Origin of the sequence: Teichococcus aestuarii (assembly GCF_003116135.1) — a bacterium.
GTDB lineage: Bacteria > Pseudomonadota > Alphaproteobacteria > Acetobacterales > Acetobacteraceae > Pseudoroseomonas > Pseudoroseomonas aestuarii.
Window position 1 is genome coordinate 66,394 of sequence record NZ_PDOA01000011.1, and the last position, 24,925, is coordinate 91,318.

Below are 24,925 nucleotides of genomic sequence, written 5' to 3' on the forward strand. Positions count from 1 at the left end.
TCAGTTCATTTCGGAGGGCAGATGCGCCCGGCGCCACCCCAAGTCAAGACTGAACTGAACCGTTCAGTTTCCTCCTTGAAGCCGGGCTGCTCCTCCCCCTATTCAACGCATCATGCCCGCAACCGCCCCCGCGCCCCTCCCCGGCCCCTGCTGCGACGACGCCTCCCCCAAGCGCCGCGCCGTGCTCGACTCGGCAGCGCGGCTGTTCATGGCGGAAGGCTATGCCGCCGTCTCGATGGACGCGGTGGCGCGCGCCGCGCAGGTCTCCAAGGCCACGCTCTACGCGCACTTCCCGGGCAAGGACGCGCTCTTCGCCGAGATCGTCGGCAACAACTGCCGGCGCATGCGGGACGAGATGGCCTCGGCGGCGCAGGCCGGGACGGGCCATGCGCTGGCTCCCGCCCTGGCGGCGCTGGGCGCGCGGTGGCTGCGCTTCCTGCTGGAGCCAAGGGTGCGCGCGCTGCACCGCGTGGTGGTGGCCGAGTGCATCCGCGCGCCGGAGCTGGCGCGCGCCTTCTACACCGCCGGCCCCCAGGCGCTGCGGCACTGGCTGGCCGGCTGGCTGGAGGAGCAGGCGGCGCGGGGCCAGCTTCGCCCCGGCACCGACACGGCGCTGGTGGCGGACCAGTTCCTGGCCCTGCTGCGCGGCGACCTGTTCCTGCGCGCCACGCTGGGGCTGGCCGACTCGCCCTCCGAGGCGGAGATCCTGGCCCTGGCGCGGGAGGCGGCGCGGGCCGTGGTGCGGCTGCACGGCAGCCCCGCCGCGCTGGCCGCGGCGGAAACGGAGGGATTCGCCTGAAGCAGGGCTTTGGCGCGCGAGGCTTCCCGCCGCCCTGCGCTTCTTCACCGGAACTTTCCTGCGCTGCGGGGGAGGTATGCGGAAAAAAACCGGGTCGCAGGACCGAAAACGCTTTGCGCGCGGGGCAGAGATCTCTATATGCCCCCTCAGACGCAGTACGCACGTGCCTCTGGCCCCAGGCCGGTCTTGTCCGGCCAAAGGTTTACGCAACGACGTCAAGCGTTCTGGCAACCCCGGCGAAGGGCGCGAGCCCCCATCCGGTCTCTCTTTGGTCGCTGGTTCGTTCGACCGTTTCGTCAACTTGGGGCTGACCCTGGCAAAAACCGGGGCAGTCCTCCCGTATCGGAGGGTGTGCGATGACCCCGAAGGTCTCCCGCTTCCTGCGCGACGCCGCCCCGGCGACGCCTTGCCTTGTCGTGGACGTGGACCGCGTCGCGGAGAACTATGGCCGGCTGAAGGCCGCCATGCCGCTGGCCCGCATCTACTACGCCGTGAAGGCCAACCCGGCCGCGCCGATCCTCGGCCGCCTGGTGGACATGCAGTCCTGCTTCGACGCCGCCTCGCTGGAGGAGGTCCGCCTCTGCCTCGACGCCGGTGCCCGGCCGGAGGACATCTCCTTCGGCAACACGGTGAAGAAGGAGAGCGCCATCCAGGCCGCCTACGCCGCCGGCGTGCGCATGTTCGCCTTCGACTCCGAGCCGGAGCTGCGCAAGCTGGCCCGCTCGGCGCCGGGCGCCAAGGTCTATTGCCGCATCCTGGTGGGCAATGTCGGCGCCGAGTGGCCGCTGTCGAAGAAGTTCGGCTGCGAGGTCGAGATGGCGCGCGACCTGATGGTGATGGCGCGCGACCTCGGCCTCGACCCCTACGGCATCTCCTTCCATGTCGGCAGCCAGCAGACCCGCACCGCCGCCTACGAGGCCGCGATCGCCCGCGTGGCGATGCTGTTCACCGACCTGAAGGACGCCGGCATCAACCTGCGCATGGCCAATCTCGGCGGCGGCTACCCGGTGCGCTACCGCGCCGAGGTGCCGGAGATCGACGCGTTCGGCGCCGCCATCATGGGCGCCATGGTCGAGCATTTCGGCAACGCCCTGCCCGAGATCCTGATCGAGCCTGGCCGCTTCATCGTGGGCGATGCCGGCGTGCTCTCGGCCGAGGTGGTGCTGGTCTCCCGCAAGGAGCAGGACGACCCGGTGCGCTGGGTGTATCTCGACATCGGCCGCTTCGGCGGCCTGGCCGAGACCGAGGGCGAGGCCATCAAATACGCCTTCCGCACGCCGCATGACGGCGGCGCCGAGGGTCCGGTGACCATCGCCGGCCCCACCTGCGACAGCACGGACACGCTGTACGAGAAGTCCAACTACCGCCTGCCGCTGGCGCTCGACTGCGGCGACCGGGTGGAGCTGCTTTCCACCGGCGCCTATGTCACGACCTATGCCAGCCAGGGCTTCAACGGCTTCGCGCCGCTGGCCGAGCACTACATCTGACCGGACCGCGGAGGGGCATTTTCCCCTCCGCCTTCCCCTTTTCCCTTCCGGGCCACCCTGCTCCGCGAGATTTGCACGTTTCCTGCGCGGGAAACGCCGGATAAACTCGCGCCATGGACGTCATCGACCGGAACATCCTCGTCGCCCTCCAGGACAATGGCGCGGCGGGCCTTGCCGAGCTTGCCAAGGTGGCCGGCCTCTCCGTCTCCGCCACCGCCGAGCGGGTGAAGCGACTCGAGGAGCGCGGCACCATCCGCGGCTGGCGCGCCGACCTGGACCCCGCCGCCATCGGCTGCCCCATGCTCGCCTTCGTCTTCGTCTCGATGCGGCCGGGGCGGGAGGAGAACGCCTTCCGCATCGCCATGCGGGCGGCGGAGCCGGTGCTGGAGTGCCACCACGTCACCGGCGCCTGGACCTTCCTGCTGAAGCTGCGCCTGCCCGACCTCGCGGCGCTGGAGCGCTTCGTGGCCGAGCAGGTGCGCGGCCAGGCGGGGGTGGAGCGGACGGAGACCATCCTCGCCATCACCTCCGCCAAGGAAACCGCCATCCTGCCCGTGGCGGAGGCGGAGGAGGAGTAGGCCCCTCTCCCCTGCCCTATTCGGCGGGCGGGCTAGTGGCGGCGCCCACGGGGCGCAGGCATTCGCGGATCAGCGGCGCGCAATAGGCGCCCGGCGCGCCGGGGATGTCCTTGTCCCCCGCGAAGCCCACGCGCGTGACGCGGGCATCGATCAGCTCGAAGGTGGCATGGCAGTAATGGCCGCTGCCGGTCACGGTCAGGTCGCCCACCACCGGCAGGGTGAGGTTGAGCCCGCCGCCCTGGCCGCTCTTCAGCTCGTAGCTGAGCATCTCGCGCACCACGTCGATCCGCTCGCGCTTGGTGGGGAAGCCGGCGCAGACATACAGGTCGGCGCGCGTCAGTCCGATGAGGCTGGTGCGGGACAATTCCACGTCGCGCGAATCAGCCATGCCGCAGCCGGCCAGGAGGAGCGGGAGGAGGATGGGGAGCGGGAAGCCGCGCATGGGCGCCACCTCGCAAGGAAGGGGCCAGGGCCGCAAGGCCCCGGCCCCTTCCCTCACGCCGGCTTGTAACTCAGGCGGCGTCGTTCAGGTGGCAGGCGCTCTTGTGGCCGGGCGCGATCTCGCGCAGCGCCGGCCGCTCCAGCTTGCAGCGCGCGAAGGCGTGCGGGCAGCGCGGGTGGAAGTGGCAGCCCGAAGGCGGGTTCAGCGGCGAGGGGATCTCGCCCTTGATGCCGGCGAAGCTCTTCTTGCGCGCCTCGATCCGCGGCACCTCGGCCAGCAGGGCCTGGGTGTAGGGGTGGTTGGCGCGGGCGAAGATCTCCTCGGCCGGCGCCTCCTCCACCACCCGGCCCAGATACATGATCACCACGCGGTCGGAGAGATGCTCCACCACGCCGAGGTCATGGCTGATGAACAGGTAGGTGAGGTTCAGCTCCTGCCGCAGCTCCATGAACAGGTTCAGGATCTGTGCCTGGATGGAGACGTCGAGCGCGGCCACCGCCTCGTCGCAGACGATGAACTCGGGCTGCACCGCCAGCGCGCGGGCGATGCCGATGCGCTGCCGTTGGCCGCCCGAGAACTGGTGCGGGTAGCGGCGCTTGAAGGCCGGATCGAGCCCGGCGCGGCGCATCTGGTTGTCCACATAGGCGTCCCACTCGCCACGGCGGGTCAGGCCATGCACCAGCGGCGCCTCGCCCACGATGTCGGCCACCCGCATGCGCGGGTTCAGGCTGGCATAGGGGTCCTGGAAGATCATCTGGGTCTGCAGCTTGGCGTTGCGCGCCTCGGCGCCCGTCAGCGTGTCCAGCTTCTTGCCGTGCCAGAAGATCTCGCCGGCGCTGGCCGGCATGATCCCGGCCACCATGCGGCCGAGGGTGGACTTGCCGCAGCCGGATTCGCCCACCAGCCCGACCACCTCGCCCTTGCGGACGACGAGGTCGACGCCGTCCACCGCGTGGACGGTCTCGTCCTTCACCGGGGCGCCGAGCTTCTGGGCGATCTTGCCGGCGAAATCGAGCTTCTTGGAAAAGCGCTTGGAGACGCCCTTCAGCTCGATGATCGGCGCGGCGGCCTCACCTGCCGCCACGGAGGCGGCGGAACGGACGGTGCTGGTCGCGCTCATGCGGGGTTCCCCTCGGCGGCCGCGCCCCGGACTGCGGAGCCCTGGGCCGCCAGATGCGGATGGAAGCAGCGCGCCAGGCGGCCGGGCATCAGCTCGGAGAGCGCCGGGTCGCGGGCGCAATCCTCCTGGGCGCGGGGGCAGCGGGTGCGGAAGGCGCAGCCCGGCGGCAGGCTCAGCAGCGAGGGCGTCATGCCCGGGATCTGCCGCAGCTTCTCGCCGCGCTTGTTGCGGCTGGGCACGCTGCCGATCAGGCCGTGGGTGTAGGGGTGCAGCGGCTGGTCGAGCACCTCGCTCACCGCGCCGCGCTCCACCACCCGGCCTGCGTACATCACCGCGATGTCGTCGGCGAGGCCGGCGACGACGGAGAGGTCGTGGGTGATCCAGATCATCGCCGTGCCGGTCTCGGCGCAAAGCTTCTGCACCTCGGCCAGGATCTGGGCCTGGATGGTGACATCCAGCGCCGTGGTCGGCTCGTCGGCCACGATCAGCTCGGGGCGGTGCAGCAGCGCGATGGCGATGGCCACGCGCTGGCGCATGCCGCCCGAGAACTGGTGCGGGTAGCTCTTGAGGCGCTCGTCCGGCGAGGGGATGCCCACCATGCCCAGCGTGTCGCGGGCGCGCTGGCGGGCCTCCTCCTTGCTGACCTTGGTGTGGGCCAGCACGGTCTCGATCATCTGCGTGTCGACCCGGAGCACCGGGTTCAGCGTCATCATCGGGTCCTGGAAGATCATGGCGATGCGGTTGCCGCGAAGCTGCCGCATCTCCTCTTCCTTGAGCTTCGCCAGGTTCTGCCCGTGGAACAGGATGTCGCCGCCGACGATGCGGCCCGGCGCGTCCACCAACCCGAGGATGGAGAAGCCCGTCACCGTCTTGCCGGAGCCGGACTCGCCCACCAGGCCGAGCACCTTGCCGCGGCCGACGGTGAAGGAGACGCCGTCCACCGCCTTCACCACGCCGGCGCGGGTGAAGAAGTGGGTCTGCAGGTCGCGCACCTCGAGCGTGGGGGCCGCGGCGGTGGCGGCCATGGAGGTGGTCTGCATCTGGGTCTGAGACATGCCGCCCCTTACTTCTTCAGCCGCGGATTGAGCACGTCGCGCATCTGGTCGCCCACCAGGTTGATCGAGACGATGGTGACGAGCAGCGCGATGCCCGGGTAGAAGCTGATCCAGTACTTGCCGGAGAGCATGTACTCGTAGCCGTTCGAGATCAGCAGGCCGAGCGAGGGCTCGGTGATCGGCACGCCGAGGCCGAGGAAGGACAGCGTCGCCTCCAGCGCGATGGCGCGGGCGATCTGCATGGTGGCGACCACGATCAGCGGCGGCAGGCAGTTCGGCAGCAGGTGGCGGAAGATGACGCGGCGCGTCGGCAGCGCCAGGCACTGCGCCGCCTCGATGTATTCCCGCCGCCGCTCCACCAGCGCCGTGCCGCGCACGGTGCGGGCGTAGTAGGCCCATTCCACGATGACCAGCGCGATGACGACGTTGAAGATGCCCTTGCCCAGGAAGGCCAGGATCATCAGCGCCGCCAGGATGGTCGGGAAGGAGAGCTGCAGGTCGACCAGCCGCATGATGACGGTGTCGGTCCGCCCGCCGGCGTAAGCCGCGAGCAGGCCGAGCGAGGCGCCGACGGCGCAGGCGATGATGGCGGAGCCCGCGCCCACCATCAGCGAGATGCGCAGCCCGTACATGATGCCGGAGAGCATGTCGCGCCCCTGGTCATCGGTGCCGAGCCAGTAGGTCATGGTGTCGGCGCCGTCGCGCGTGCCCGGCTCCAGGCGGCCGTCCATGATGTCGAGCTGCGCCAGGTCGTAGGGGTTCTGCGGCGACAGGAAGGGCGCGAAGACGGCGATGAAGACGATGATCGCGAAGACGATCAGCCCGACCAGCGCCAGCTTGCTCTCGCAGAACTCGGAGACGAAGCGGCGGAACGGCGTCTCGACCTTGGGCGCCTTGGCGGGCGGCACGGCGGTTTCGGCTGTGGAAGCGCTCATCTTACTTGTTCTCCAGCCGCACCCGCGGGTCGAGCGCCGAATAGGCGAGGTCCACCAGCAGGTTGATGGTGATGAACATCAGCACGATGATCATCAGGTAGGCGACGATCACGGGGCGGTCGAGCACGTTGATGCTGTCGATGATCAGCTTGCCCATGCCCGGCCAGGCGAAGACGCTCTCCGTCACCACCGAGAAGGCGATGGTGGAGCCCAGCTCCAGCCCGACCACGGTGACGACCGGGATCAGGATGTTCTTGAAGACGTGGACATAGGTCACGCGCGCCGGGCTCAGGCCCTTGGCGCGGGCGAACTTCACGTAGTCCATCAGCATCGTCTCGCGCACGCCGGCGCGGGTCAGGCGGATGACGAGGCTGATCTTGAACAGCGCCAGGTTCAGCGCCGGCATCGCCAGGTGGCGCAGCCCGTCCCAGGTGAGGAAGGACCAGCGCAGGCCGAGCACCTCCACTGTCGGGCCACGGCCCGTGGAGGGCAGCCAGCCGAGTTGCACGGCGAACACCATGATCAGCATCAGCCCCACCCAGAAGGTGGGCAGCGAGAAGCCAAGGATGGAGCCGGCCATGACCAGCTTGGAGCCGGTCGAGTTGGGCTTGAGGCCGGCATAGAGGCCGAGCGGCAGGCCGATCAGCAGCGCGATGAACATGGCGCCGAAGGCCAGCTCCAGCGTCGCCGGCATCCGCTGCAGGATCAGCTGCAGCGCCGGCTCGTTGAACACGAAGCTGCGGCCGAGATCGCCGCGCAGCGCGTTGCCGAGGAAGGAGAGGTACTGCATCCACAGCGGCAGGTCGAGGCCGAGCGCCTTGATCGCGCGCTCGCGCTCCATCTGGTCGGCGTCCGGCGAGATCAGGATCTCGACCGGGTCGCCGATGGCATAGACGCCGATGAAGACAATGACGGACATCGCCAGCATGACGAGGGCGGACTGCAGCAGCCGCCGGAGGAGATAGACCGCCATGGCCGTCAGCGCGCCGCGGGCTGGCTGCTGGCGGGGCGCACATCCTGCGCGCGGGTCAGCTCGTCGGCGCGGCTGTCATGCTGCAGCGTCGGGCGCATCGCCCACAGGTTCTTCTGGATGTGGATCGGGATGATGGCGACATCCTCCATGGCAAGCCGGGTCGCGTCGCGCAGCAGCGCCTCGCGCTTGGGGTCGTCCAGCTCGCGCAGCGCGGCTTCGAGCTTGGCGTCCACCTCGGGGTTGGAATAGCGGCCGCGATTGGAGGTGCCGAAGCCCTTGTCACGGTCGTAGCCGGCGACGAGCGAACGCAGCGGGTTCGACGCCTCGCCGGAGGAGCTGCCCCAGCCGACCAGGAAGGCGGAGAATTCCTGGCGGCCGGCGCGGCTGATGAAGGTGGTCCAGGGCTGCGCATCCACCTGGGTGCGCACGCCGATGCGGGTCCACATCTGGCCGATCGCCTGCACGATGCGGGCGTCGTTCATGTAGCGGTCGTTCGGGCCGCTGAGCGTGATGCGGAAGCCGTTCGGGTAGCCGGCCTCGGCCAGCAGCTTCTTCGCCGCGTCCGGGTCCGCCTTGGGTGCCGCGAGGTCGGGGATGGCGCCGAAGGCGGTGGGCGGCAGGAACTGGCCGGAGGGCATCGAGGTGCCCTCCATCACGCGGCTGGCGATGGCCGGCCGGTCGATGGCGGTGGAGAGGGCGCGGCGCACCCGCAGGTCGTGCAGCGGGTTCTTGCCGAGCGGCTTGCCCTCGGCGTCGGTGATCTGCGGCGAGCCTTCCGGGTGCAGGTGGTCCAGCGCCAGGAAGATGATGCGCAGCCCGTCCTTCTCGGAGACGCGGACCTTGTCGCTGCGGCGCAGGTTGGCGAGGTCGCTGGTCGGCACCTGATCGATGAAGTCCACATCGCCGGCCAGCAGCGCCGCGGTGCGCGAGGCGTCGTTCGGCAGGATGCGGTAGTTCACGCGGGCCCAGTGCGGCTTGTCGCCCCAATAGGCGTCGTTGCGCTCCAGCTCCAGCCGGTCGCCCGAGCGGAAGTTGACGTAGCGGAACGGGCCAGTGCCCACCGCCACCTTGCCGCTGTTGAAATCCTCGGTGGAGGCGCCCTCATGCGTCTCCTTGTCGAGGATCGCCACCTGGCCGAGGTCGTTCGGCAGCACCGGGTAGGGCGAGCGGGTGTGGAAGCGCACCGTCAGCGGGTCGACGATCTCCACCCGCTCGATGGCACGGGTGTAGATGGCGTAGGAGGAGGGGCTGTTCACCACCTGCGGCACGCGGGCGATGGTAAAGGCCACGTCCTCGGCGGTGAAGGCGTTGCCGTTGTGGAACTTCACGCCCGGGCGGAGCTTGAACTCCCACACCGTGGGCTCCACCGCGCGCCAGCTCTCGGCCAGGCCCGGCTCCATCCGGGATTCCGAATCGAAGGCCGTCAGCGTGTCGAAGATCATCGTCGCCACGGCGAGGTTCGGCGACAGCGCATGATAGTGGGGGTCGAGCGAGGTGACCTGCGCGCCCACCGCCATGGAGAGGTTCTGCGCCGAGGCGGGTACCGCCGAACTCAGCGCAAACGCCGAAACGGCGGCCATCGCGGCCGCCCGCATGCTGATCATCATGATACCGTCCCCCGGGAGATTACACCCTCTTCACGGCGGAGTGTAGCAGGCGCGGCCCCGGGTCGCTAGGTTGCGGCGTTCTGACAGTCCGGAGAAACAAACATGGAAATTCCAAGAAAAATATCGCTTTGCGCTACTTTGCTCGCGGTGCCGCTGGCCTTCTCGGCCGTCGCCCTGCCGGCGCAGGCGCAGACCCTGAACATCGGCATCGGCGGCGCTGTCACCTCGGCCGACCCGCATTTCTACAACGCGGCGCCCAACCACGCGCTGGCCATGCATGTCTTCGACTACCTGGTGGGGCGCGACGCCAACGCGCAGCCCTACCCCATGCTGGCCGAGAGCTGGCGCGCCGTGGAACCCACCCTGTGGGAGTTCAAGCTCCGCTCCGGCGTGAAGTGGCACGATGGCCGTGACTTCACCGCCGATGACGTCGCCTTCAGCATCGCCCGCGCGCCCAACGTGCCGAACAGCCCGGGCGGCATGGGCGGCTTCGTGCGCGCGATCACCAAGGTCGAGGTGGTCGATCCGCTGACCATCCGCTTCCACACCGCCGCGCCGCACCCGCTGCTGCCGGTGGAGCTGGGCGCCATCTCCATCATCTCCCGCCATGCCGGCGAGGGCGCCACCACCGAGGACTACAACAGCGGCAAGGCCGCCATCGGCACCGGCCCCTACCGGCTGCAGGCCTACCGCCCCGGCGACCGCGCCGAGCTGGTGCGCAACGACGCCTACTGGGGCGGCAAGGAGCCGTGGGAGAAGGTCAATTTCCGCTTCATCGGCAATGACGGGGCACGCAGCGCCGCCGTGCTGGCCGGCGATGTGGACGTGATCGACCAGGTGCCCTCCAGCGACCTCGCCAGGCTGCGCCGCGACAGCCGCATCACCATCGCCGAGATCCAGGGCGTGCGGCTGATCTACCTGATGGCGGATTTCTCGCGCACCGGCGAGGTGTCCTTCGTCACCGACAATGCCGGCAAGCCGCTGCCGCAGAACCCCTTCCAGGATGTGCGCGTGCGCCGCGCCCTCTCCATGGCGATCCAGCGCGAGGCGCTGGCCGAGCGCATCATGGAGGGCACCGCCCAGCCCACCGGCCAGTGGCTGCCGCCCGGCACCTTCGGCTACAACCCCGCCGTCAAGCCGCCGGCCTACGACCCGGACGGCGCGAAGAAGCTGCTGGCCGAGGCCGGCTTCCCGCAAGGCTTCAGGATGACCCTGCACAGCCCGAACGACCGCTACCCGAACGATGCCAAGACCGCCCAGGCCGTGGCGCAGATGTGGACCCGCATCGGCGTGCAGACCCAGGTGGAGGCGCTGCCCTGGACCACCTTCTCGGTGCGCTCCAACCGGCAGGAATTCGGCATGCGGCTGTCTGGCTGGGGCAGCACCACCGGCGAGGCGAGCTACCTGCTGGTCAACATCATCGGCACCTACGACCGGGAGAAGCGCACCGGCGCCAGCAATTCCGGCCGCTACTCCAACCCCGAGCTGGATGCCATGACGGCCCGCGCCGCCGCCACCATCGACGACGCGCAGCGCGAGAAGCTGCTGCAGGAAGCGGTGAAGTTCGCCATGGACGATGTGGCGGTCACGCCGCTCTACCAGCTGGTGAACACCTGGGCGGTGCGGAAGGGCCTCACCTACGAGCCGCGCATGGATGAGCGCACCGTCGCCATGGGCGTGCGGAAGGCCAACTGAACGGCACGGCGGGGGGGGGCTTCCTCTCCCCCCGCCCCTTCCCGCTCAGCCCACCGTCTGCGGCTGGATGCCAGCGCGGCGGGCGGCCTCGCCCCATTTCTCCATCTCCGCCTGCACGAAGGCGCGCGTCTCCTCCGGCGCGGAGGTCTGGATGGCGGCGCCGAGCGCGGCATGGCGCTCCACCACCGGGGGCTGGCGCACCGCCTCGGCGCAATCGGCCGAGAGCTTCGCCAGCACCGCCGGCGGCAGCCTGGCGGGGGCGATCACCATGCCCCAGGTGCTGGCCTCGAAGCCGGGCATGGCCGCCTCGCCGATGGTGGGCACGTCGGGCAGCTGCGGCGCGCGCTCGGCGCCGGTGGTGGCCAGCGCCTTCAGCTTGCCCGCCCGGATATGGCCCAGCGCCGCCGGCACCGTGTCGAACATGATGTCCACCCGCCCGGACATCAGGTCCGGATGCGCCTGGGTGCTGCCGCGATAGGGCACGTAGGTGAACTCCACCCCCGCCCGCTGCGCGAACAGCACCGGCGCCAGCCGCACCACGCCCCCCGTGCCGGCGAAGGTGACGGTGCCCGGCGGCTTGTCCTTCGCATGCCGCACCAGCTCCTCCGGCGTGGAGGGGCCGAAGCCGGGCGCGGCGCAGAGCACCAGCGGCGTGCGCGTGGTGAGGGTGACGAAGCTGAAATCGGCCATGGTGTCGTAGGGCAGCCGGTAGAAGGCCGCGTTCACCGGGTGGCCGACCGAGACCAGCGCCAGCGTGTGGCCATCCGGCGCCGCGCGGGCCAGCGCCTCGGTGCCGATGATGCCATCCGCCCCCGGGCGGTTCTCCACCGGCACGGGGAAGCCCCACTTGCCGGCCAGCGGCTCGGCCATCAGCCGGGCCGTGATGTCGGAGACGCCACCCGGTGTGTAGGGCACGATGAAGCGCACCGGCCGGGCGGGAAAGCCACCCTGCGCCCGCCCGGGCCTGCTCAGCGGCGGGGCGCCCAGAAGCAAGGCGGGCATGGCGAGCGCCAGCCGCCGCGAGACACCGTTCGACATTCCCGTTCCTCCCAGGAACTTTTTGCACACCCGCAACGATAGACCGGCGGCATCAGGCACGGGAAGCGAAGCCTGGGGATCACACGGTGAACTGCTCGGCGATGATCCGCTCCGAGAGGCCATGGTCGGGGTCGAACAGCATGGTCATGCGCAGGCTCCGGTCCTCCCGCACCTCGACGGAGCGGATGTCGCGCACCTCCACATTGTCGGCCACGGCGGCGACGGGGCGCTTGCCCGGCTCCAGGATCTGGAACAGCACCACCGCGTCGGCCGGCAGCAGCGCGCCGCGCCAGCGGCGCGGGCGGAAGGCGGAGATGGGCGTCATCGGCAGCAGGTTGGCGCCGAGCGGCACGATCGGGCCATAGGCCGAGAGGTTGTAGGCGGTGCTGCCGGCGGGGGTGGCCACCAGGATGCCGTCGCAGATCAGCTCCGGCAGGCGCTCCTTGCCATCGACCAGGATGCGGATCTTGGCCGCCTGGCGCGTCTCCCGCAGCAGCGACACCTCGTTGATGGCCAGCGCCTCGCGCAGCGTGCCGGTGGCGTCCACCGCGCGCATCCGCAGCGGGTGCAGCGTGGCCGATTGCGCCACGGCCAGCCGCGCCGGCAGGTCCTCCGGCTGGAAGGCGTTCATCAGGAAGCCGACGCTGCCGCAGTTCATGCCATAGACCGGCAGGTTGCGGCCGAGGAAGCGGTGCTGCGTCTCCAGCATGAAGCCGTCACCCCCCAGCGCCACCACCACCGCGGCCTCCTCCGGCGGCGCATCGCCATGCAGGGCCACGAAATGCGCCCGCGCCGATTCCGCCACCTCCGTGGGCGCGGCGAGGAAGGCGATGCGGCCGTGCAGCTCCCGCGGCAGGTCCGGCATGTCGCCCAGATGGCCGGGGCCGAGCAGCGCGGCGGTCATGCCCAGCGCACCCGCGCGGCGTCGCGGTGCTCCAGCACCGGCATGTCCCGCCGCAGCCGGGCGGTGAGCGCCGGGTCCAGCCGCGCCGTGGCCCAGCCCTTCCCGTCGCTGGCGCGGGCGACCACATGGCCCCAGGGATCGACGACGAGGGAATGGCCGTAGGTGCGGCGCGGCCCGGCGCGCTCCTGGTGCTGGCCCCAGGTGGCGGGGGCGGCCAGCCAGCACTGCGTCTCGATGGCGCGCGCCCGCAGCAGCGGCTCCCAATGGTCCTTGCCCGTCTCCAGCGTGAAGGCGGAAGGCAGCAGGATCAGCTCCGCCCCCTTCCGCCGCAGCGCCAGGAACAGCTCGGGGAAGCGGAGGTCGTAGCAGATGGCGCAGCCGACCCGGAGATCGCCCGCCCGGTAGGTGACGACCTGATCGCCGGCCGCGTAGGTGTTGCTCTCCCGGTGCCCGCTGCCGTCCGGCCGGGTGATGTCGAACAGGAAGATCTTGCGGTAGCGCGCCAGCTCGGCGCCGTCCGGCCCGAAGGCCAGGGTGGTGTTGTACAGCCGCCCGCCCTCCGCCCCGCTCTCGGCGATGCTGCCGCCATGCAGGTACACGCCATGGCGCCGTGCCAGGCCGCGCAGGCACTCATAGGCCTCGCCGCCCGCCGCGGCGGAGCCTTCGGGCGGCAGTGCCTCGGCGGCGGCGAGGCGGGTGGCGCGGTCGCCGCCGAGGCAGGTCCACATCTCCGGCAGGGCGACAAGGCCGGGCCGGTCCGCCGCGATGGCCGCCTCGACCAGCCGGGTGGCCTGGGCGATGTTCTCGGCCTTGTCGTGGCCAGGGTTCATCTGCACGACCGAGACACGCATGGCGGGGCGCTCCTTCCGCTGTGGCGGGCATCAAGCCCCGCGGCACGGCCCACCGCAAGATCCCCGCGAACGCAGACGGGGCGGATGGTTGCCCATCCGCCCCGCCCGCTCAACCCTGCCGTGGCAGGAGCGGCTTACGCCGCGTCCTGCTGGCCCTCGGTCTCGGCGACCTCGGGCTTCGGGCCGGAATCCAGGCCCTTGGCGGCGACGTCGCGCTCCACCAGCTCGATCACCGCCATGTCGGCGGCGTCGCCGTAGCGGATGCCGGCCTTCAGGACGCGGGTGTAGCCACCCTGGCGCGCCTTGTAGCGCTCGGCGATGGTGGTGAAGAGCTTGTCCACCACCTTCTTGTCCATGATCTGCGCATAGGCCTGCCGGCGGGCGTGCAGGTCGCCACGCTTGCCGAGCGTGATGATGCGCTCGACATACGGGCGCAGCTCCTTCGCCTTGGGCAGGGTCGTGGTGATCTGCTCGTGCTTGAGCAGGCTGGTCGCCATATTGCGGAGCATCGCAATACGGTGGGTGGAGGTAACGCCGAGCTTCCGGCCGGCAACCCCGTGACGCATGGTCCTATTCCTTCACGCGGCCGAAAATCAGAACGGCTCTTCGATCTTCTTGGCGAGGTCCTCGATGTTCTCCGGCGGCCAGCCGGGCACGGTCATGCCCAGGCTCAGCCCCATCGAGGCGAGAACCTCCTTGATTTCGTTCAGCGACTTGCGGCCGAAGTTCGGAGTGCGGAGCATCTCCTGCTCCGTCTTCTGCACCAGGTCGCCGATGTAGACGATGTTGTCGTTCTTCAGGCAGTTCGCGCTGCGGACCGACAGTTCCAGCTCGTCCACCTTGCGGAGCAGGTTGCGGTTGAAGGGCAGGTCGTCCTGCACCTCTTCCACCTTGCGCTCGCGAGGCTCATCGAAGTTGATGAAGAGCTGCAGCTGGTCCTGCAGGATGCGGGCGGCGAGCGCCACCGCATCGTCCGGCGCCACCGTGCCGTCCGTCTCCACCGTCAGCACCAGCTTGTCGTAGTCGGTGCGCTGGCCCACGCGGGTCGGCTGCACCTGGTACGCCACGCGGCGGACGGGGGAATAGATGGCGTCCACGGGGATCAGCCCGATGGGCGCATCCTCGGGGCGGTTCTCGGAGGCGGGGACATAGCCCTTGCCCACATCGACGGTCAGCTCCATCGACAGCTTGGCGCCGTCGTCGAGCGTGCAGATGACCAGCTCCGGGTTGGCGATCTCGATGTCGCCGGTGGTCTGGATCTGCCCCGCCGTCACCTCGCCGGGGCCGGAGGCGGTGAGCTGCAGGCGCTTGGCGCCCTCGCCCTGCATCCGGATGGCCAGGCGCTTGATGTTCAGGACGATGTCGGTGACATCCTCCCGCACACCCTGCAGGCTGGAGAACTCATGCAGCGCGCCGTCGATGCGGATGGCGGTGACCGCCGCACCCTGCAGCGACGACAGCAGCACGCGCCGCAGCGCGTTGCCGAGGGTCATGCCGAAGCCGCGCTCGAGCGGCTCCGCCACCACCGTCGCAACGCGCGAGGGGTCGGCCCCAGGCTCGACATCGAGCTTCTCGGGACGGATCAGGGAACGCCAGTTGCGCTCGAGCACTACGGTTTCTCCTGCAGCCTCGCCTCAGACCCGACGCCGCTTGCGCGGACGGCAGCCATTGTGCGGGATGGGGGTCACGTCCTTGATGGCCGTCACGTAGAAGCCGACGGCCTGCAGGGCGCGCAGGGCCGACTCACGCCCCGAGCCGGGACCGGAGACCATGATCTCCAGCGTCTCCATGCCGTGCTCGCGCGCCTTGCGGCCGGCGTCTTCGGCGGCGACCTGGGCGGCGTACGGGGTCGACTTGCGGCTGCCCTTGAAACCCTGGCTGCCGGCCGAGGACCACGCGATGGCGTTGCCCTGGCTGTCGGTGATGGTGACGATGGTGTTGTTGAAGGAGGCGAGGACATGCGCCACGCCAGAGGCAATGTTCTTGCGCTCTTTCTTCCGCGGGCGACCGGTGGGCTGACGGGCCATATTACTTGGTCACCTTCTTCTTGCCGGCAATCGCCACGGCCTTGCCCTTGCGGGTACGGGCGTTCGTGTGGGTGCGCTGGCCACGGACGGGCAGGCCCTTGCGGTGACGCAGGCCACGATAGCAGGCCATGTCCATCAGGCGCTTGATGTTCATCGCGTTCTCGCGACGCAGATCGCCCTCAACCCGGTACTCGCGGTCGATCAGCTCGCGGATCTTGAGGATTTCCTCATCCGTCAGCTGGTTGACGCGGCGATCCTCGGGGATGCCGAGCTGCTCGCAGATCACCTTCGCGTTCGACGGACCGATGCCGTAGATGTAGCGAAGGGAAATGAGAACGCGCTTGTTGGTAGGAATGTTCACGCCTGCAATGCGTGCCATCGATGACCTGCTCCTGGAGCCTTCATGGGCTCCCGTTCGGTACCGGCAGAATGTGTCCGGCGAAGGTGATCAGCCGGGCCCGGGGTCGGAAGTGCCTCAGACACGGCCATCATCGCGGCCGGAGTTGCCTCCGCCCGCGAGAGGGGCGGGTTTAGCGAGGGCGCGCCCCAGGAGTCAAGCCGGAACGACCGCATGAAAAAGGGGGCGGAAAACCCGCCCCCCTCGCCACCCCGGCCCGCGGCCCCGATGGCTCAGCGGCCCAGCACCGCCTCGATCTGGCGGGCCACCTCGTCCATCGAGGCCATGCCGTCCACCTGGCTCAGCTTGCCCTGCGCGTCGTAGTAGGGAAGCAGCGGCGCCGTCTGGCGGTGGTAGGCCTCGAGCCGCGCGGCCACCGTCTCCGCCTTGTCGTCGGCGCGGCGGACGAACTCGGTGCTGCCGCAGGCATCGCAGACCCCCGGCTTCGCGGTGGGCTTGAAGCTGTCATGGTAGCCGGCGCCGCACTGGGCGCAGGTGAAGCGGCCGGCGATGCGCTCGACCAGCGCCGCGTCGTCCACCTTCAGCTCGATCACGTGGTCGAGCCGCAGCCCCTTGTCCCGCAGCATCACGTCCAGCGCCTCGGCCTGGGGCGTGGTGCGCGGGAAGCCGTCCAGGATGAAGCCCTTCGCGCAATCGGGCTGCGAGACCCGGTTGGCCAGCATGGCGGTGATGATGGCGTCCGGCATCAGCTGGCCCGCCTCCATGATCGCCTTGGCCTGCTGGCCGATGGCGCTGCCGCTCCGCACCTCGGCGCGCAGCATGTCTCCGGTGGAGATCTGCGCGATGCCGTGGCGCTCCTCCAGCCGCTTGGCCTGGGTGCCCTTCCCGGCCCCCGGGGGCCCCAGCAGAATCAGGTTCATCGGCGCTGTTTTCCCGGCCTCATGCACATGCTCCGTCCCCTTCCCTTCAGCGGAGCCGCGGGGTGCCGCCGCGGCCGCCGCCCATGCGGGCCTTGCGGATCAGGCCCTCATACTGGTGCGCGAACAGGTGCGACTGCACCTGCGCCACCGTGTCCATGGTGACCGAAACGATGATCAGAAGGGAAGTGCCACCGAAGTAGAAGGGCACGCCGTACTGGCTGATCAGGATCTCGGGCAGCAGGCAGACGATGCAGAGGTAGATGGCGCCCACGCCCGTCAGCCGGCTCAGCACGCGGTCGAGGTAGTCCGCCGTGGCCTGGCCGGGGCGGATGCCGGGCACGAAGCCGCCATGCTTCTTGAGGTTGTCCGCCGTCTCGGTCGGGTTGAACACCACGGCCGTGTAGAAGAAGGCGAAGAAGATGATCAGCGCCACGTAGAGCGCCATGTAGAGCGGCTGCCCGTGCGCCAGCATGTTCGCCACCCGCAGCAGCCAGGAATCGGCCGTGGGGTCCGCCGCCGCGAAGCCCGCGAAGGTGGCCGGCAGCAGCAGCAGCGAGGAGGCGAAGATCGGCGGGATGACGCCGGCCGTGTTCAGCTTCAGCGGCAGGTGCGTGTTCTCGCCGCCGAACATGCGGTTGCCGACCTGGCGCTTCGGGTACTGGATGGGGATGCGCCGCTGGGCGCGCTCCATGAACACCACGAAGGCGATGACGGCCAGCGCGATCAGCAGGAAGGCGATGATGAACACCGGCGAGAGGGCGCCGGTGCGGCCCAGCTCCAGCGTCGCCACCAGGGCGGAGGGCAGGTTGGCCACGATGCCCGCGAAGATGATCAGGCTGATGCCGTTGCCGACGCCGCGGGCGGTGATCTGCTCGCCCAGCCACATCAGGAACATGGTTCCGCCCACCAGCGTGACCACGCAGGAGATGCGGAAGAACAGGCCGGCATCGTACACCGCCGGGCCGAAGCTGCCCTGCATCTGCTCGAGCCCCACGGCGATGCCGTAGGCCTGGAACACGGCGATCAGCACCGTCAGGTAGCGGGTGTACTGGTTCAGCTTCTTCCGGCCCGACTCGCCCTCCTTCTTGAGGGCCTCGAGCGCCGGCACCGCCGCGCTCATGAGCTGGATGATGATGCTGGCCGAGATGTACGGCATGATGTTCAGCGCGAAGACCGTCATGCGGCCCAGCGCGCCACCCGTGAACATGTCGAACATGCCCAGGATGCCGCTGCCATGCTGGCGGAGGATGTCCGCCATGACGGCGGCATCGACCCCCGGCACGGGCACGTAGGTGCCGATGCGGTAGACGATCAGCGCGGCCAGCGTGAACCAGATGCGCTTCTTGAGCTCGGTGGCCTTTGCAAGGACGCCGAGGTTGAGGTTGGCCGCAAGCTGTTCGGCGGCGGACGCCATGATTTCGCCCTTCTTCATCCGGCGGGCAACATGACTGCGGCGCCGGGGGGCAATTCCCGCGGCGCCGCTGCCAGCCCTGACGATGCATCACCTAGCCCCCCGGAGGCGGGGGGCGCAAGCGTCACGCCGCGGGCGCCGCTTCCTTCGCCGGCACCAGCACCGTGATGGTGCCGCCCGCCGCCTCGATCGCCGCCTTCGCGGCCGCCGAGGCGCCGGAGACCGTGATGGTCACCGCGCGGCTGATCTCGCCATGCGCCAGCAGGCGCACGCCGGCGATCTTGGCGCCGGTGCGGACCAGGCCGGCCGCCTCCAGCACCGCCTCGTCGATCGGCTGGTCCGCCGGCAGGCGGCCCGACTCGAGCGCGGCGTTGAGCGCCTTCAGGTTCAGCGGAGCGTATGCCTTGCGGAACAGGTTGACGAAGCCCCGCTTCGGCAGCCGCCGGTAGATCGGGAGCTGACCGCCCTCGAACCCGTTCAGCGACACGCCCGTGCGGGCCTTCTGGCCCTTCACGCCGCGGCCGGAGGTCTTGCCCTTGCCCGACCCGATGCCACGGCCGACGCGCTTGAACTTCAGGCGGGCGCCTGCGTTGTCGCGCAGCTCGTTGAGCTTCATCTTACTTCTCCGTGGTCTCGCCCACCTGGATCAGGTGCGCGACCTTGCGGATCATGCCGCGCACGGCCGGAGTATCCTCCAGCTCGCGCGAACGGCGGATCTTGTTGAGCCCGAGACCGATCAGCGTCTCGCGCTGACCGGGCTTGCGGCCGATGGGGGACGCGACCTGCGTCACCCGAACGGTCTTCTTGGCCTCAGACACTGGCAGCCTCCTGCGCCGCCGGCTCCGCGTCCTTGCGCGGGCCGAGCAGGTCGGACACCTTCTTGCCACGACGGGCGGCCACAGCGCGGGGGCTGGTGCAGCGCGTCAGGGCGGCGAAGGTCGCCTTGACCATGTTGTGCGGGTTCGTGGTGCCGGTGCACTTGGCGACGACGTCGCCCATGCCCAGCGTCTCGAACACCGCGCGCATCGGGCCGCCGGCGATGATGCCGGTACCCGCGGGGGCGGCGCGCAGGATCACGCGGCCGGCGCCGAACTCGCCGATCACGTCGTGATGCAGGGTGCGGCCCTCGCGCATCGGCACCCGGATCATCGTCCGCTTGGCGCGCTCGGTCGCCTTGCGGATCGCTTCCGGAACCTCGCGCGCCTTGCCGGCGCCCCAGCCCACGCGGCCCTTCTCGTCACCCACCACGACCAGCGCGGCGAAGGAGAAGCGACGGCCACCCTTCACCACCTTGGCGACGCGGTTGATGGTGACCAGCTTGTCCTTCAGCTCGTCGCCCGGCTCGCGCTCAGTGTTGCGGTCCGGACCCCGGCCGCGGCGATCGCGGTCACCGCCGCCGCCGCTCCTCGGTTCACGTGCCATATTCTGTGCTCCTTAGAACGACAGCCCGCCCTCGCGGGCGCCGTCCGCCAGGGCTTTCACCCGGCCGTGATACAGGTAGGGACCACGATCGAACACGACCTGGGTCACGCCGGCGGCCAGAGCGCGCTCGGCCAGCAGCTTGCCGATCGCGGTCGCCGCCTCGCGGTCCGCGCCCGTGCGCAGGCCCTCGCGCTGGGCCTTCTCGATCGAGGAGGCCGCGGCGAGCGTACGGCCCGCCTTGTCGTCGATGACCTGGGCGTAGATGTGCTTCCCGGAGCGGAAGACCGAAAGACGGGGCCGACCACCGCTCTTGAGGCGCAGCTGGTAGCGCAGGCGCTTGCGCCGCCGCTCCAGCAGGTTGAGCTTGTTCGCCATCTTACTTCTTCTTCCCCTCCTTCCGGAGGATCGTCTCGTCCGTGTACCGCACGCCCTTGCCCTTGTACGGCTCGGGGCCGCGGAAGGCGCGGATCTCAGCGGCAACCTGGCCGACCACCTGCTTGTTCACGCCCTCGACCTTGATGGCGGTCGGGCGCTCCGTGGTGATCTTGATGCCTTCCGGGATCGCGTAGCGGATCTCGTGGCTGTAGCCGAGGTTCAGCACCAGCTCCTTGCCCTGGACAGCGGCGCGGTAACCCGTGCCGGTGATCTCCATGGACTTGGTGAAGCCAGCGGAGACGCCGGTGACCATGCCGTTGATCAGGCTCCGCGTGGTGCCCCAGAGGGTGCGCGCACGGCGGTCCGAGCCCAGCGGCTTGACCGTGACCTTGTTGTCCTCGACGGACACATCCACCGCATCCGTGACCAGCGGGAGCGAGAGCTCGCCCAGCTTGCCCTTGGCGGAGATGACGCCGTCCTTCAGAGCGACCGTAACACCGGCGGGAACCGTGACGGGATACTTGCCGACGCGCGACATACCTATCCCTCCCTCAGAACACGCGGCACAGGACCTCGCCGCCGACATTGGCAGCGCGGGCCTCGTTGTCGCTCATCACGCCACGCGGCGTGGAGAGGATGGAAATGCCGAGCCCGTTGTAGAACTTCGGCAGCTCCTTGATCTTGGAGTAGACGCGCCGGCCAGGCTTGGAGACACGCATGATCTCCTTGATGGCGGGCTCGCCCTCCGAATACTTCAGCTCGATGTCCAGCACGTTGATGCCGGGGCGAACTTCCTCGGCCCGGTACGCGCGGATGAAGCCTTCACGCTTCAGGACTTCGAGCACATCGGCGCGAAGGCGGCTGGCGGGAGACGTGACGCGCGCCTTACGGGCACGGTGCCCGTTGCGGATGCGAGTCAGCATATCGCCCAGCGGATCGGACAGCGACATGCGTCCCCCTTACCAGCTGGCCTTGACGAGACCCGGGATCTGGCCGTTCGAGGCCAGGTCACGGAGCGCGTTACGGCTCAGCTTGAACTTGCGGTAGTTGCCGCGCGGGCGGCCGGTCAGCTCACAGCGCAGGCGCACGCGAACGCGCGAAGCATTGCGCGGCATCTCCGCGAGCTTCAGCGTCGCCTCGAAGCGCTCCTCCACCGGCAGCTCACGATCCATGATCGTGGCCTTCAGCGCAGAGCGCTTGGCGGAATGCAGCTTCGAGAGGCGCTCGCGGCGCTTGTTCTTCTCGACAGCCGAGGTCTTGGCCATGCGGTTTAAATCCTCCGGAACCTGCCCGGCACCCCTGGCTGAGGGCACCTGGGCGGTTTTCCAAACTCAGTTGACGAAAGGAAGGTCGAAGCCCTTCAGCAGAGCCTTGGCTTCCTTGTCCGTCTTCGCCGTCGTGACGAACACGATGTCCATGCCGCGGACCACGTCCACCTTATCATAGCTGATTTCGGGGAACACGATCTGCTCCTTCAGGCCGAGGGCGTAGTTCCCGCGGCCGTCAAAGCCCTTATTACCCGGAAGGCCACGGAAGTCACGCATGCGCGGCAGCGCGATCGTCACCAGACGGTCGAGAAACTCGAACATCTTGGCGCGACGCAGCGTCACCTTGCAGCCGATGGCCTGGCCCTGGCGGATCTTGAAGCCGGCAATCGCCTTCTTCGCCAGGGTCTTCACCGGCTTCTGGCCCGCGATCACGGTCAGCTCGGCCAGCGCGGCATCGAGCTTCTTCTGATCGGCCGCGGCCTCGCCAACGCCCATGTTGATGACGATCTTGCTCAGCTTCGGAACCTGCATCGGGTTCTGGTAGCCGAACTGCTCCGTCAGGGCCTGGCGCAGCGTCTCAGCGTAAAGCTGCTGGAAACGGGGCAGTTCCTTGGCGTCGCTCATGCGTCAATCACCTCGCCCGAGGCCTTCGCGACCCGGACCTTCTTGCCGTCCTCAAGCACCTTGAAGCCGACGCGGGTCGGCTTATCGGACTTGGGATCGATCAGGGCGATGTTGGAGAGGTTCAGCGACGCTTCCTTCTCCACGATGCCGCCCTGCTGGCCCATGCCCTTCGGCTTGGTATGGCGCTTCACCATGTTCAGGCCCTGCACGACGGCACGGCCCTCGGCGGGCAGCACGCGCAGCACTTCGCCGCGCTTGCCCTTGTCCTTACCCGTCAGGATCTGGACGCGGTCGCCCTTCTTGATCTTCGCGGCCATGGATTACAGAACCTCCGGCGCCAGCGAAATGATCTTCATGAACTTCCGCGCGCGCAGCTCGCGCACGACGGGCCCGAAGATGCGGGTGCCGATCGGCTCGTTCTGCTTGTTCAGCAGCACGGCCGCGTTGCGATCGAAGCGGATGACGGTGCCGTCCTGACGGCGGACGGGATAGGCCGTCCGCACGATCACGGCGCGCTGCACGTCGCCCTTCTTCACCTTGCCGCGGGGAATCGCTTCCTTCACGGACACCACGATGACGTCGCCCACCGAGGCGGTGCGGCGCTTGGAGCCGCCCAGCACCTTGATGCACTGGACGCGGCGCGCGCCCGAGTTGTCGGCGACCTCGAGGTTGGACTCAACGATGATCATCGGTCAGTCTCGATTCTCAGGCCTGCGCGTCGGCGGCCACGGGGGCGCCCACGGTGAAGCCGGCCGTCTCGACCGCGGCGCCGTTGCGCTCGATCACCAGCCAGGTCTTCCGCTTGCTGATCGGGCGGCACTCCTCGATCGCCACGACATCGCCTTCCTTGCACAGGTTGGCGTCGTCATGCGCGGCGTACTTCTTCGAGCGCCGGATGAACTTCTTGTAGAGCGGATGCATCACGCGACGCTCGACAAGAACCGTGACGGTCTTGTCCATCTTGTCGCTAACCACCCGCCCGGTGAGGACGCGCTTCGGCATAGCCGGGGTCTCCTCGTCAGGCCTTGGCGGCCGAGCGGGACTGCTCGGCCAGGACGGTCTTAACACGGGCGATGTCGCGGCGCACCACCTTGATGCGGGAAACCGCCTCAAGCTGGCCTGTCGCGCGCTGGAAGCGCAGGTTGAACTGCTCCTTGCGGAGGTCCAGCAACATCGTCTTCAGCTCGTCCGCGCTCTTGGCGCGGACATCCACGATCTTGGTCATAGGATCAGGCCTCCGCCGCGCCCAGGCGGGTCACGAGCTTGGTCTTGATCGGCAGCTTCGCCGCACCGAGGGTCAGCGCCTCGCGCGCCGTCTCGAGCGAGACGCCGTCGATCTCGAACATGATGCGACCAGGCTTGACGCGGGCCGCCCAGTACTCCGGCGCGCCCTTGCCCGAACCCATGCGGACTTCCGCCGGCTTCGTGGAGACGGGAACGTCGGGGAAGATGCGGATCCACACCCGGCCCTGGCGCTTCATGGCGCGGGTGATGGCACGACGCGCGGCCTCGATCTGGCGCGCGGTGACGCGCTCCGGCTCGAGCGCCTTCAGGCCGAAGCCGCCGAAGGACAGCGTGAAGCCGCCCTTCGCCACGCCCTTGATACGGCCCTTGTGCGCCTTACGGAACTTCGTGCGCTTCGGGGAAAGCATTGTCCGTTATCCTCAGCGCTGCGGCGCCTGCTCCGCCGCGCGCTTATCCTGCGCGAGCGGGTCGTGCGCCATGATCTCGCCCTTGAAGATCCAGACCTTCACACCGCAGGTGCCGTAGGTGGTCTTCGCGGTCGCCGTGCCATAGTCGATATCCGCGCGGAGGGTATGCAGGGGCACGCGGCCCTCGCGGTACCACTCCATCCGGGCAATCTCGGCGCCGCCCAGGCGGCCGCCGCAATTGATCCGGATGCCGCCGGCGCCGAGGCGCATGGCGGACTGCACGGCGCGCTTCATCGCGCGGCGGAACGCCACGCGGCGCTCCAGCTGCTGCGCGATGCTCTCGGCAACCAGCTGCGCCTCGATCTCCGGCTTGCGGATCTCGACGATGTTCAGCGCCACCTCGGCCCCGGCCAGCTTGGCCAGATCCTTGCGCAGAACCTCGATGTCGGCGCCCTTCTTGCCGATCACGACGCCCGGGCGGGCGGCGTGGATCGTCACGCGCGGCTTCTTCGCCGGGCGCTCGATGATCACCTTCGACACGCCGGCGCCCTTCAGGCGCGACTTCAGCGTGTTGCGAAGCTTCAGGTCATCGTGCAGCAGCCGGGAATAGTCGGCATCGGCGAACCAGCGGGAATCCCAGGTCCGGTTGATGCCGAGCCGCAGCCCGATCGGATTGACTTTATGGCCCATGTTTACGCGGCCTCCTGCTGCGCCGGCTCGGCGTCCGCCTGCTTCTCGGCAACCACGATGGACAGGTGGCTGAACCACTTCTCCACGCGGGCCGCCTTGCCGCGGCCGCGCGCGTGGAAGCGCTTCATCACGATGGCGCGGCCCACTTCCACCTTCGACACGACCAGGCGGTCGACGTCGAGCTGGTGGTTGTTCTCCGCGTTCGCGATGGCGCTCTCCAGCGTCGCCTTCACCGTCTGCGCGATGCGGCGCTTGGAGAAGGTCAGGATCGCGACCGCGTCCTGCGCCTTCTTCCCACGGATCAGCCCGGCGGCCAGGTTGAGCTTGTAGGGCGAGACCCGGATGTTCCGGGTCACGGCCTTCGCCTCGGTCTCGGCGAGCGTGCGCTCGTGCTTTGGCTTGCTCATCGCTTAGCCCCGCTTCGCCTTCTTGTCCGAGGAGTGCCCGGTGAAGGTGCGCGTCGGCGAGAACTCGCCGAACTTGTGGCCCACCATGTTCTCGGACACCTGGACGGGAATGAACTTCTTGCCGTTGTAGACACCGAAGGTCAGCCCGACGAACTGCGGCAGGATCGTGCTGCGACGCGACCAGATCTTGATGATCTCGTTGCGCGTCGACGCACGGGCCGCGTCCGCCTTGTTCAGCAGGTAGCCGTCGACGAACGGCCCCTTCCAGACACTGCGCGACATCGCGG

The 24,925-nt window shown here is 69.1% G+C and carries 35 protein-coding genes; 4 read left to right on the forward strand and 31 right to left on the reverse strand.

The features are described from left to right. Nucleotides 1–112 precede the first annotated feature (112 nt). The 3 genes from CR165_RS15905 (at nt 113) to CR165_RS15915 (ending at nt 2,864) form a co-directional block, all read left to right on the forward strand. The gene (locus tag CR165_RS15905) at nt 113–799 is read left to right on the forward strand and encodes a TetR/AcrR family transcriptional regulator (RefSeq protein ID WP_109517935.1); all 687 of its coding nucleotides are present in this window, start codon (nt 113–115) and stop codon (nt 797–799) included. Nucleotides 800–1,155: 356 nt separating this feature from the next. After that, the gene (locus tag CR165_RS15910) at nt 1,156–2,286 is read left to right on the forward strand and encodes a type III PLP-dependent enzyme (protein WP_109517936.1); all 1,131 of its coding nucleotides are present in this window, start codon (nt 1,156–1,158) and stop codon (nt 2,284–2,286) included. Between the two features lie 113 nt (nt 2,287–2,399). Further along, nucleotides 2,400–2,864 carry an Lrp/AsnC family transcriptional regulator gene (locus CR165_RS15915; protein ID WP_109517937.1) on the forward strand — a complete coding sequence of 155 codons (465 nt, stop codon included), beginning with the start codon at nt 2,400–2,402 and terminating at the stop codon, nt 2,862–2,864. A gap of 16 nt (nt 2,865–2,880) precedes the next feature. Here CR165_RS15915 and CR165_RS15920 read toward each other — a convergent pair whose 3' ends face one another. From CR165_RS15920 to CR165_RS15945, 6 genes are all read right to left on the reverse strand, one after another. Next, nucleotides 2,881–3,306, reverse strand: coding sequence for a hypothetical protein (locus CR165_RS15920; RefSeq protein ID WP_109517938.1), 426 nt, complete (start codon nt 3,304–3,306; stop codon nt 2,881–2,883). Between the two features lie 70 nt (nt 3,307–3,376). Then, nucleotides 3,377–4,426, reverse strand: coding sequence for an ABC transporter ATP-binding protein (locus CR165_RS15925; protein WP_109517939.1), 1,050 nt, complete (start codon nt 4,424–4,426; stop codon nt 3,377–3,379). Then, nucleotides 4,423–5,481, reverse strand: coding sequence for an ABC transporter ATP-binding protein (locus tag CR165_RS15930; RefSeq protein ID WP_219929769.1), 1,059 nt, complete (start codon nt 5,479–5,481; stop codon nt 4,423–4,425). The genes CR165_RS15925 and CR165_RS15930 overlap by 4 nt, the downstream gene beginning before the upstream one ends. Before the next feature lie 8 nt (nt 5,482–5,489). After that, nucleotides 5,490–6,416, reverse strand: a complete 927-nt coding sequence (locus CR165_RS15935) for an ABC transporter permease (protein ID WP_109517940.1) — start codon at nt 6,414–6,416, stop codon at nt 5,490–5,492. Between the two features lies 1 nt (nt 6,417). Further along, the gene (locus tag CR165_RS15940; protein WP_109517941.1) at nt 6,418–7,389 is read right to left on the reverse strand and encodes an ABC transporter permease; all 972 of its coding nucleotides are present in this window, start codon (nt 7,387–7,389) and stop codon (nt 6,418–6,420) included. A gap of 5 nt (nt 7,390–7,394) precedes the next feature. Then, nucleotides 7,395–8,996, reverse strand: a complete 1,602-nt coding sequence (locus tag CR165_RS15945; RefSeq protein WP_109517942.1) for an ABC transporter substrate-binding protein — start codon at nt 8,994–8,996, stop codon at nt 7,395–7,397. A gap of 102 nt (nt 8,997–9,098) precedes the next feature. On the opposite strand from CR165_RS15945, the gene CR165_RS15950 reads away from it, so the two are divergent. After that, on the forward strand, nt 9,099–10,691 hold the full coding sequence (locus CR165_RS15950) for an ABC transporter substrate-binding protein (RefSeq protein ID WP_109517943.1): 1,593 nt from the start codon (nt 9,099–9,101) through the stop codon (nt 10,689–10,691). 45 nt (nt 10,692–10,736) lie between these two features. Here the strand turns inward: CR165_RS15950 and CR165_RS15955 are convergent, their stop codons facing one another. The 25 genes from CR165_RS15955 to rpsS all read right to left on the reverse strand — a co-directional run bounded on the left by CR165_RS15955 (nt 10,737) and on the right by rpsS (nt 24,920). Further along, complete coding sequence (locus tag CR165_RS15955; RefSeq protein WP_181378197.1) at nt 10,737–11,729, reverse strand: tripartite tricarboxylate transporter substrate binding protein; 993 nt, start codon at nt 11,727–11,729, stop codon at nt 10,737–10,739. Nucleotides 11,730–11,808: 79 nt separating this feature from the next. Further along, nucleotides 11,809–12,594, reverse strand: a complete 786-nt coding sequence (locus CR165_RS15960; RefSeq protein WP_245906487.1) for an NAD kinase — start codon at nt 12,592–12,594, stop codon at nt 11,809–11,811. A 35-nt stretch (nt 12,595–12,629) separates the two neighbouring features. Beyond that, nucleotides 12,630–13,484: a carbon-nitrogen hydrolase family protein gene (locus tag CR165_RS15965; protein WP_109517946.1), complete on the reverse strand. Its 855-nt coding sequence runs from the start codon at nt 13,482–13,484 to the stop codon at nt 12,630–12,632. Nucleotides 13,485–13,618: 134 nt separating this feature from the next. Continuing rightward, the gene (gene rplQ / locus CR165_RS15970; protein WP_109517947.1) at nt 13,619–14,050 is read right to left on the reverse strand and encodes a 50S ribosomal protein L17; all 432 of its coding nucleotides are present in this window, start codon (nt 14,048–14,050) and stop codon (nt 13,619–13,621) included. Nucleotides 14,051–14,077: 27 nt separating this feature from the next. Further along, on the reverse strand, nt 14,078–15,094 hold the full coding sequence (locus tag CR165_RS15975; RefSeq protein ID WP_109517948.1) for a DNA-directed RNA polymerase subunit alpha: 1,017 nt from the start codon (nt 15,092–15,094) through the stop codon (nt 14,078–14,080). A 24-nt stretch (nt 15,095–15,118) separates the two neighbouring features. Continuing rightward, the gene (gene rpsK / locus CR165_RS15980) at nt 15,119–15,511 is read right to left on the reverse strand and encodes a 30S ribosomal protein S11 (RefSeq protein WP_099096438.1); all 393 of its coding nucleotides are present in this window, start codon (nt 15,509–15,511) and stop codon (nt 15,119–15,121) included. A gap of 1 nt (nt 15,512) precedes the next feature. Further along, nucleotides 15,513–15,890, reverse strand: a complete 378-nt coding sequence (gene rpsM, locus CR165_RS15985) for a 30S ribosomal protein S13 (RefSeq protein ID WP_099096437.1) — start codon at nt 15,888–15,890, stop codon at nt 15,513–15,515. A gap of 251 nt (nt 15,891–16,141) precedes the next feature. Continuing rightward, complete coding sequence (locus tag CR165_RS15990) at nt 16,142–16,789, reverse strand: adenylate kinase (RefSeq protein ID WP_109517949.1); 648 nt, start codon at nt 16,787–16,789, stop codon at nt 16,142–16,144. 46 nt (nt 16,790–16,835) lie between these two features. Beyond that, a complete protein-coding gene (gene secY / locus CR165_RS15995; RefSeq protein ID WP_109518032.1) occupies nt 16,836–18,203 on the reverse strand; it encodes a preprotein translocase subunit SecY in 1,368 nt (455 codons plus the stop codon). Nucleotides 18,204–18,324: 121 nt separating this feature from the next. Further along, nucleotides 18,325–18,816: a 50S ribosomal protein L15 gene (rplO, locus tag CR165_RS16000; protein WP_109517950.1), complete on the reverse strand. Its 492-nt coding sequence runs from the start codon at nt 18,814–18,816 to the stop codon at nt 18,325–18,327. Nucleotide 18,817: 1 nt separating this feature from the next. Beyond that, nucleotides 18,818–19,018 carry a 50S ribosomal protein L30 gene (gene rpmD, locus CR165_RS16005; protein WP_007004420.1) on the reverse strand — a complete coding sequence of 67 codons (201 nt, stop codon included), beginning with the start codon at nt 19,016–19,018 and terminating at the stop codon, nt 18,818–18,820. Next, the gene (rpsE, locus tag CR165_RS16010; RefSeq protein ID WP_109517951.1) at nt 19,011–19,622 is read right to left on the reverse strand and encodes a 30S ribosomal protein S5; all 612 of its coding nucleotides are present in this window, start codon (nt 19,620–19,622) and stop codon (nt 19,011–19,013) included. The genes rpmD and rpsE overlap by 8 nt, the downstream gene beginning before the upstream one ends. A 12-nt stretch (nt 19,623–19,634) precedes the next feature. Further along, nucleotides 19,635–19,997, reverse strand: coding sequence for a 50S ribosomal protein L18 (rplR, locus tag CR165_RS16015; protein ID WP_109517952.1), 363 nt, complete (start codon nt 19,995–19,997; stop codon nt 19,635–19,637). Nucleotide 19,998: 1 nt separating this feature from the next. Continuing rightward, nucleotides 19,999–20,535: a 50S ribosomal protein L6 gene (gene rplF / locus CR165_RS16020; protein WP_109517953.1), complete on the reverse strand. Its 537-nt coding sequence runs from the start codon at nt 20,533–20,535 to the stop codon at nt 19,999–20,001. A 13-nt stretch (nt 20,536–20,548) separates the two neighbouring features. Then, on the reverse strand, nt 20,549–20,947 hold the full coding sequence (rpsH, locus tag CR165_RS16025; RefSeq protein WP_109517954.1) for a 30S ribosomal protein S8: 399 nt from the start codon (nt 20,945–20,947) through the stop codon (nt 20,549–20,551). A 9-nt stretch (nt 20,948–20,956) separates the two neighbouring features. Then, nucleotides 20,957–21,262, reverse strand: a complete 306-nt coding sequence (rpsN, locus tag CR165_RS16030) for a 30S ribosomal protein S14 (RefSeq protein WP_109517955.1) — start codon at nt 21,260–21,262, stop codon at nt 20,957–20,959. A gap of 66 nt (nt 21,263–21,328) precedes the next feature. Then, complete coding sequence (gene rplE / locus CR165_RS16035; protein WP_109517956.1) at nt 21,329–21,889, reverse strand: 50S ribosomal protein L5; 561 nt, start codon at nt 21,887–21,889, stop codon at nt 21,329–21,331. Then, nucleotides 21,886–22,206: a 50S ribosomal protein L24 gene (rplX, locus tag CR165_RS16040; protein WP_109517957.1), complete on the reverse strand. Its 321-nt coding sequence runs from the start codon at nt 22,204–22,206 to the stop codon at nt 21,886–21,888. The genes rplE and rplX overlap by 4 nt, the downstream gene beginning before the upstream one ends. A 3-nt stretch (nt 22,207–22,209) precedes the next feature. Further along, nucleotides 22,210–22,578, reverse strand: coding sequence for a 50S ribosomal protein L14 (gene rplN / locus CR165_RS16045; RefSeq protein WP_109517958.1), 369 nt, complete (start codon nt 22,576–22,578; stop codon nt 22,210–22,212). Between the two features lie 16 nt (nt 22,579–22,594). Beyond that, complete coding sequence (gene rpsQ / locus CR165_RS16050; RefSeq protein ID WP_109517959.1) at nt 22,595–22,891, reverse strand: 30S ribosomal protein S17; 297 nt, start codon at nt 22,889–22,891, stop codon at nt 22,595–22,597. Between the two features lie 16 nt (nt 22,892–22,907). Then, nucleotides 22,908–23,114 (reverse strand): 50S ribosomal protein L29, encoded by a 207-nt coding sequence (gene rpmC / locus CR165_RS16055; RefSeq protein ID WP_109517960.1) that lies wholly within the window; start codon nt 23,112–23,114, stop codon nt 22,908–22,910. 4 nt (nt 23,115–23,118) lie between these two features. Continuing rightward, nucleotides 23,119–23,541, reverse strand: a complete 423-nt coding sequence (gene rplP, locus CR165_RS16060) for a 50S ribosomal protein L16 (RefSeq protein ID WP_099096423.1) — start codon at nt 23,539–23,541, stop codon at nt 23,119–23,121. A gap of 12 nt (nt 23,542–23,553) precedes the next feature. Next, nucleotides 23,554–24,231 (reverse strand): 30S ribosomal protein S3, encoded by a 678-nt coding sequence (gene rpsC / locus CR165_RS16065; RefSeq protein ID WP_099096422.1) that lies wholly within the window; start codon nt 24,229–24,231, stop codon nt 23,554–23,556. 2 nt (nt 24,232–24,233) lie between these two features. Continuing rightward, nucleotides 24,234–24,638, reverse strand: coding sequence for a 50S ribosomal protein L22 (gene rplV / locus CR165_RS16070; protein WP_109517961.1), 405 nt, complete (start codon nt 24,636–24,638; stop codon nt 24,234–24,236). A 3-nt stretch (nt 24,639–24,641) separates the two neighbouring features. Further along, nucleotides 24,642–24,920 carry a 30S ribosomal protein S19 gene (gene rpsS / locus CR165_RS16075; protein ID WP_109517962.1) on the reverse strand — a complete coding sequence of 93 codons (279 nt, stop codon included), beginning with the start codon at nt 24,918–24,920 and terminating at the stop codon, nt 24,642–24,644. Nucleotides 24,921–24,925: the final 5 nt, after the last annotated feature.

What these genes read in the sequence shown, in the direction of transcription:
- CR165_RS15905 (WP_109517935.1), top strand. Translation starts at nt 113, where the DNA reads ATGCCCGCAACCGCCCCCGCGCCCCTCCCCGGCCCCTGCTGCGACGAC.
- CR165_RS15910 (WP_109517936.1), top strand. Translation starts at nt 1,156, where the DNA reads ATGACCCCGAAGGTCTCCCGCTTCCTGCGCGACGCCGCCCCGGCGACG.
- CR165_RS15915 (WP_109517937.1), top strand. Translation starts at nt 2,400, where the DNA reads ATGGACGTCATCGACCGGAACATCCTCGTCGCCCTCCAGGACAATGGC.
- CR165_RS15920 (WP_109517938.1), bottom strand. Translation starts at nt 3,306, where the DNA reads ATGCGCGGCTTCCCGCTCCCCATCCTCCTCCCGCTCCTCCTGGCCGGC.
- CR165_RS15925 (WP_109517939.1), bottom strand. Translation starts at nt 4,426, where the DNA reads ATGAGCGCGACCAGCACCGTCCGTTCCGCCGCCTCCGTGGCGGCAGGT.
- CR165_RS15930 (WP_219929769.1), bottom strand. Translation starts at nt 5,481, where the DNA reads ATGTCTCAGACCCAGATGCAGACCACCTCCATGGCCGCCACCGCCGCG.
- CR165_RS15935 (WP_109517940.1), bottom strand. Translation starts at nt 6,416, where the DNA reads ATGAGCGCTTCCACAGCCGAAACCGCCGTGCCGCCCGCCAAGGCGCCC.
- CR165_RS15940 (WP_109517941.1), bottom strand. Translation starts at nt 7,389, where the DNA reads ATGGCGGTCTATCTCCTCCGGCGGCTGCTGCAGTCCGCCCTCGTCATG.
- CR165_RS15945 (WP_109517942.1), bottom strand. Translation starts at nt 8,996, where the DNA reads ATGATGATCAGCATGCGGGCGGCCGCGATGGCCGCCGTTTCGGCGTTT.
- CR165_RS15950 (WP_109517943.1), top strand. Translation starts at nt 9,099, where the DNA reads ATGGAAATTCCAAGAAAAATATCGCTTTGCGCTACTTTGCTCGCGGTG.
- CR165_RS15955 (WP_181378197.1), bottom strand. Translation starts at nt 11,729, where the DNA reads ATGTCGAACGGTGTCTCGCGGCGGCTGGCGCTCGCCATGCCCGCCTTG.
- CR165_RS15960 (WP_245906487.1), bottom strand. Translation starts at nt 12,594, where the DNA reads ATGCCGGACCTGCCGCGGGAGCTGCACGGCCGCATCGCCTTCCTCGCC.
- CR165_RS15965 (WP_109517946.1), bottom strand. Translation starts at nt 13,484, where the DNA reads ATGCGTGTCTCGGTCGTGCAGATGAACCCTGGCCACGACAAGGCCGAG.
- rplQ (WP_109517947.1), bottom strand. Translation starts at nt 14,050, where the DNA reads ATGCGTCACGGGGTTGCCGGCCGGAAGCTCGGCGTTACCTCCACCCAC.
- rpsK (WP_099096438.1), bottom strand. Translation starts at nt 15,511, where the DNA reads ATGGCCCGTCAGCCCACCGGTCGCCCGCGGAAGAAAGAGCGCAAGAAC.
- rpsM (WP_099096437.1), bottom strand. Translation starts at nt 15,890, where the DNA reads ATGGCACGCATTGCAGGCGTGAACATTCCTACCAACAAGCGCGTTCTC.
- CR165_RS15990 (WP_109517949.1), bottom strand. Translation starts at nt 16,789, where the DNA reads ATGAACCTGATTCTGCTGGGGCCCCCGGGGGCCGGGAAGGGCACCCAG.
- secY (WP_109518032.1), bottom strand. Translation starts at nt 18,203, where the DNA reads ATGGCGTCCGCCGCCGAACAGCTTGCGGCCAACCTCAACCTCGGCGTC.
- rplO (WP_109517950.1), bottom strand. Translation starts at nt 18,816, where the DNA reads ATGAAGCTCAACGAGCTGCGCGACAACGCAGGCGCCCGCCTGAAGTTC.
- rpsE (WP_109517951.1), bottom strand. Translation starts at nt 19,622, where the DNA reads ATGGCACGTGAACCGAGGAGCGGCGGCGGCGGTGACCGCGATCGCCGC.
- rplR (WP_109517952.1), bottom strand. Translation starts at nt 19,997, where the DNA reads ATGGCGAACAAGCTCAACCTGCTGGAGCGGCGGCGCAAGCGCCTGCGC.
- rplF (WP_109517953.1), bottom strand. Translation starts at nt 20,535, where the DNA reads ATGTCGCGCGTCGGCAAGTATCCCGTCACGGTTCCCGCCGGTGTTACG.
- rpsH (WP_109517954.1), bottom strand. Translation starts at nt 20,947, where the DNA reads ATGTCGCTGTCCGATCCGCTGGGCGATATGCTGACTCGCATCCGCAAC.
- rpsN (WP_109517955.1), bottom strand. Translation starts at nt 21,262, where the DNA reads ATGGCCAAGACCTCGGCTGTCGAGAAGAACAAGCGCCGCGAGCGCCTC.
- rplE (WP_109517956.1), bottom strand. Translation starts at nt 21,889, where the DNA reads ATGAGCGACGCCAAGGAACTGCCCCGTTTCCAGCAGCTTTACGCTGAG.
- rplX (WP_109517957.1), bottom strand. Translation starts at nt 22,206, where the DNA reads ATGGCCGCGAAGATCAAGAAGGGCGACCGCGTCCAGATCCTGACGGGT.
- rplN (WP_109517958.1), bottom strand. Translation starts at nt 22,578, where the DNA reads ATGATCATCGTTGAGTCCAACCTCGAGGTCGCCGACAACTCGGGCGCG.
- rpsQ (WP_109517959.1), bottom strand. Translation starts at nt 22,891, where the DNA reads ATGCCGAAGCGCGTCCTCACCGGGCGGGTGGTTAGCGACAAGATGGAC.
- rpmC (WP_109517960.1), bottom strand. Translation starts at nt 23,114, where the DNA reads ATGACCAAGATCGTGGATGTCCGCGCCAAGAGCGCGGACGAGCTGAAG.
- rplP (WP_099096423.1), bottom strand. Translation starts at nt 23,541, where the DNA reads ATGCTTTCCCCGAAGCGCACGAAGTTCCGTAAGGCGCACAAGGGCCGT.
- rpsC (WP_099096422.1), bottom strand. Translation starts at nt 24,231, where the DNA reads ATGGGCCATAAAGTCAATCCGATCGGGCTGCGGCTCGGCATCAACCGG.
- rplV (WP_109517961.1), bottom strand. Translation starts at nt 24,638, where the DNA reads ATGAGCAAGCCAAAGCACGAGCGCACGCTCGCCGAGACCGAGGCGAAG.
- rpsS (WP_109517962.1), bottom strand. Translation starts at nt 24,920, where the DNA reads ATGTCGCGCAGTGTCTGGAAGGGGCCGTTCGTCGACGGCTACCTGCTG.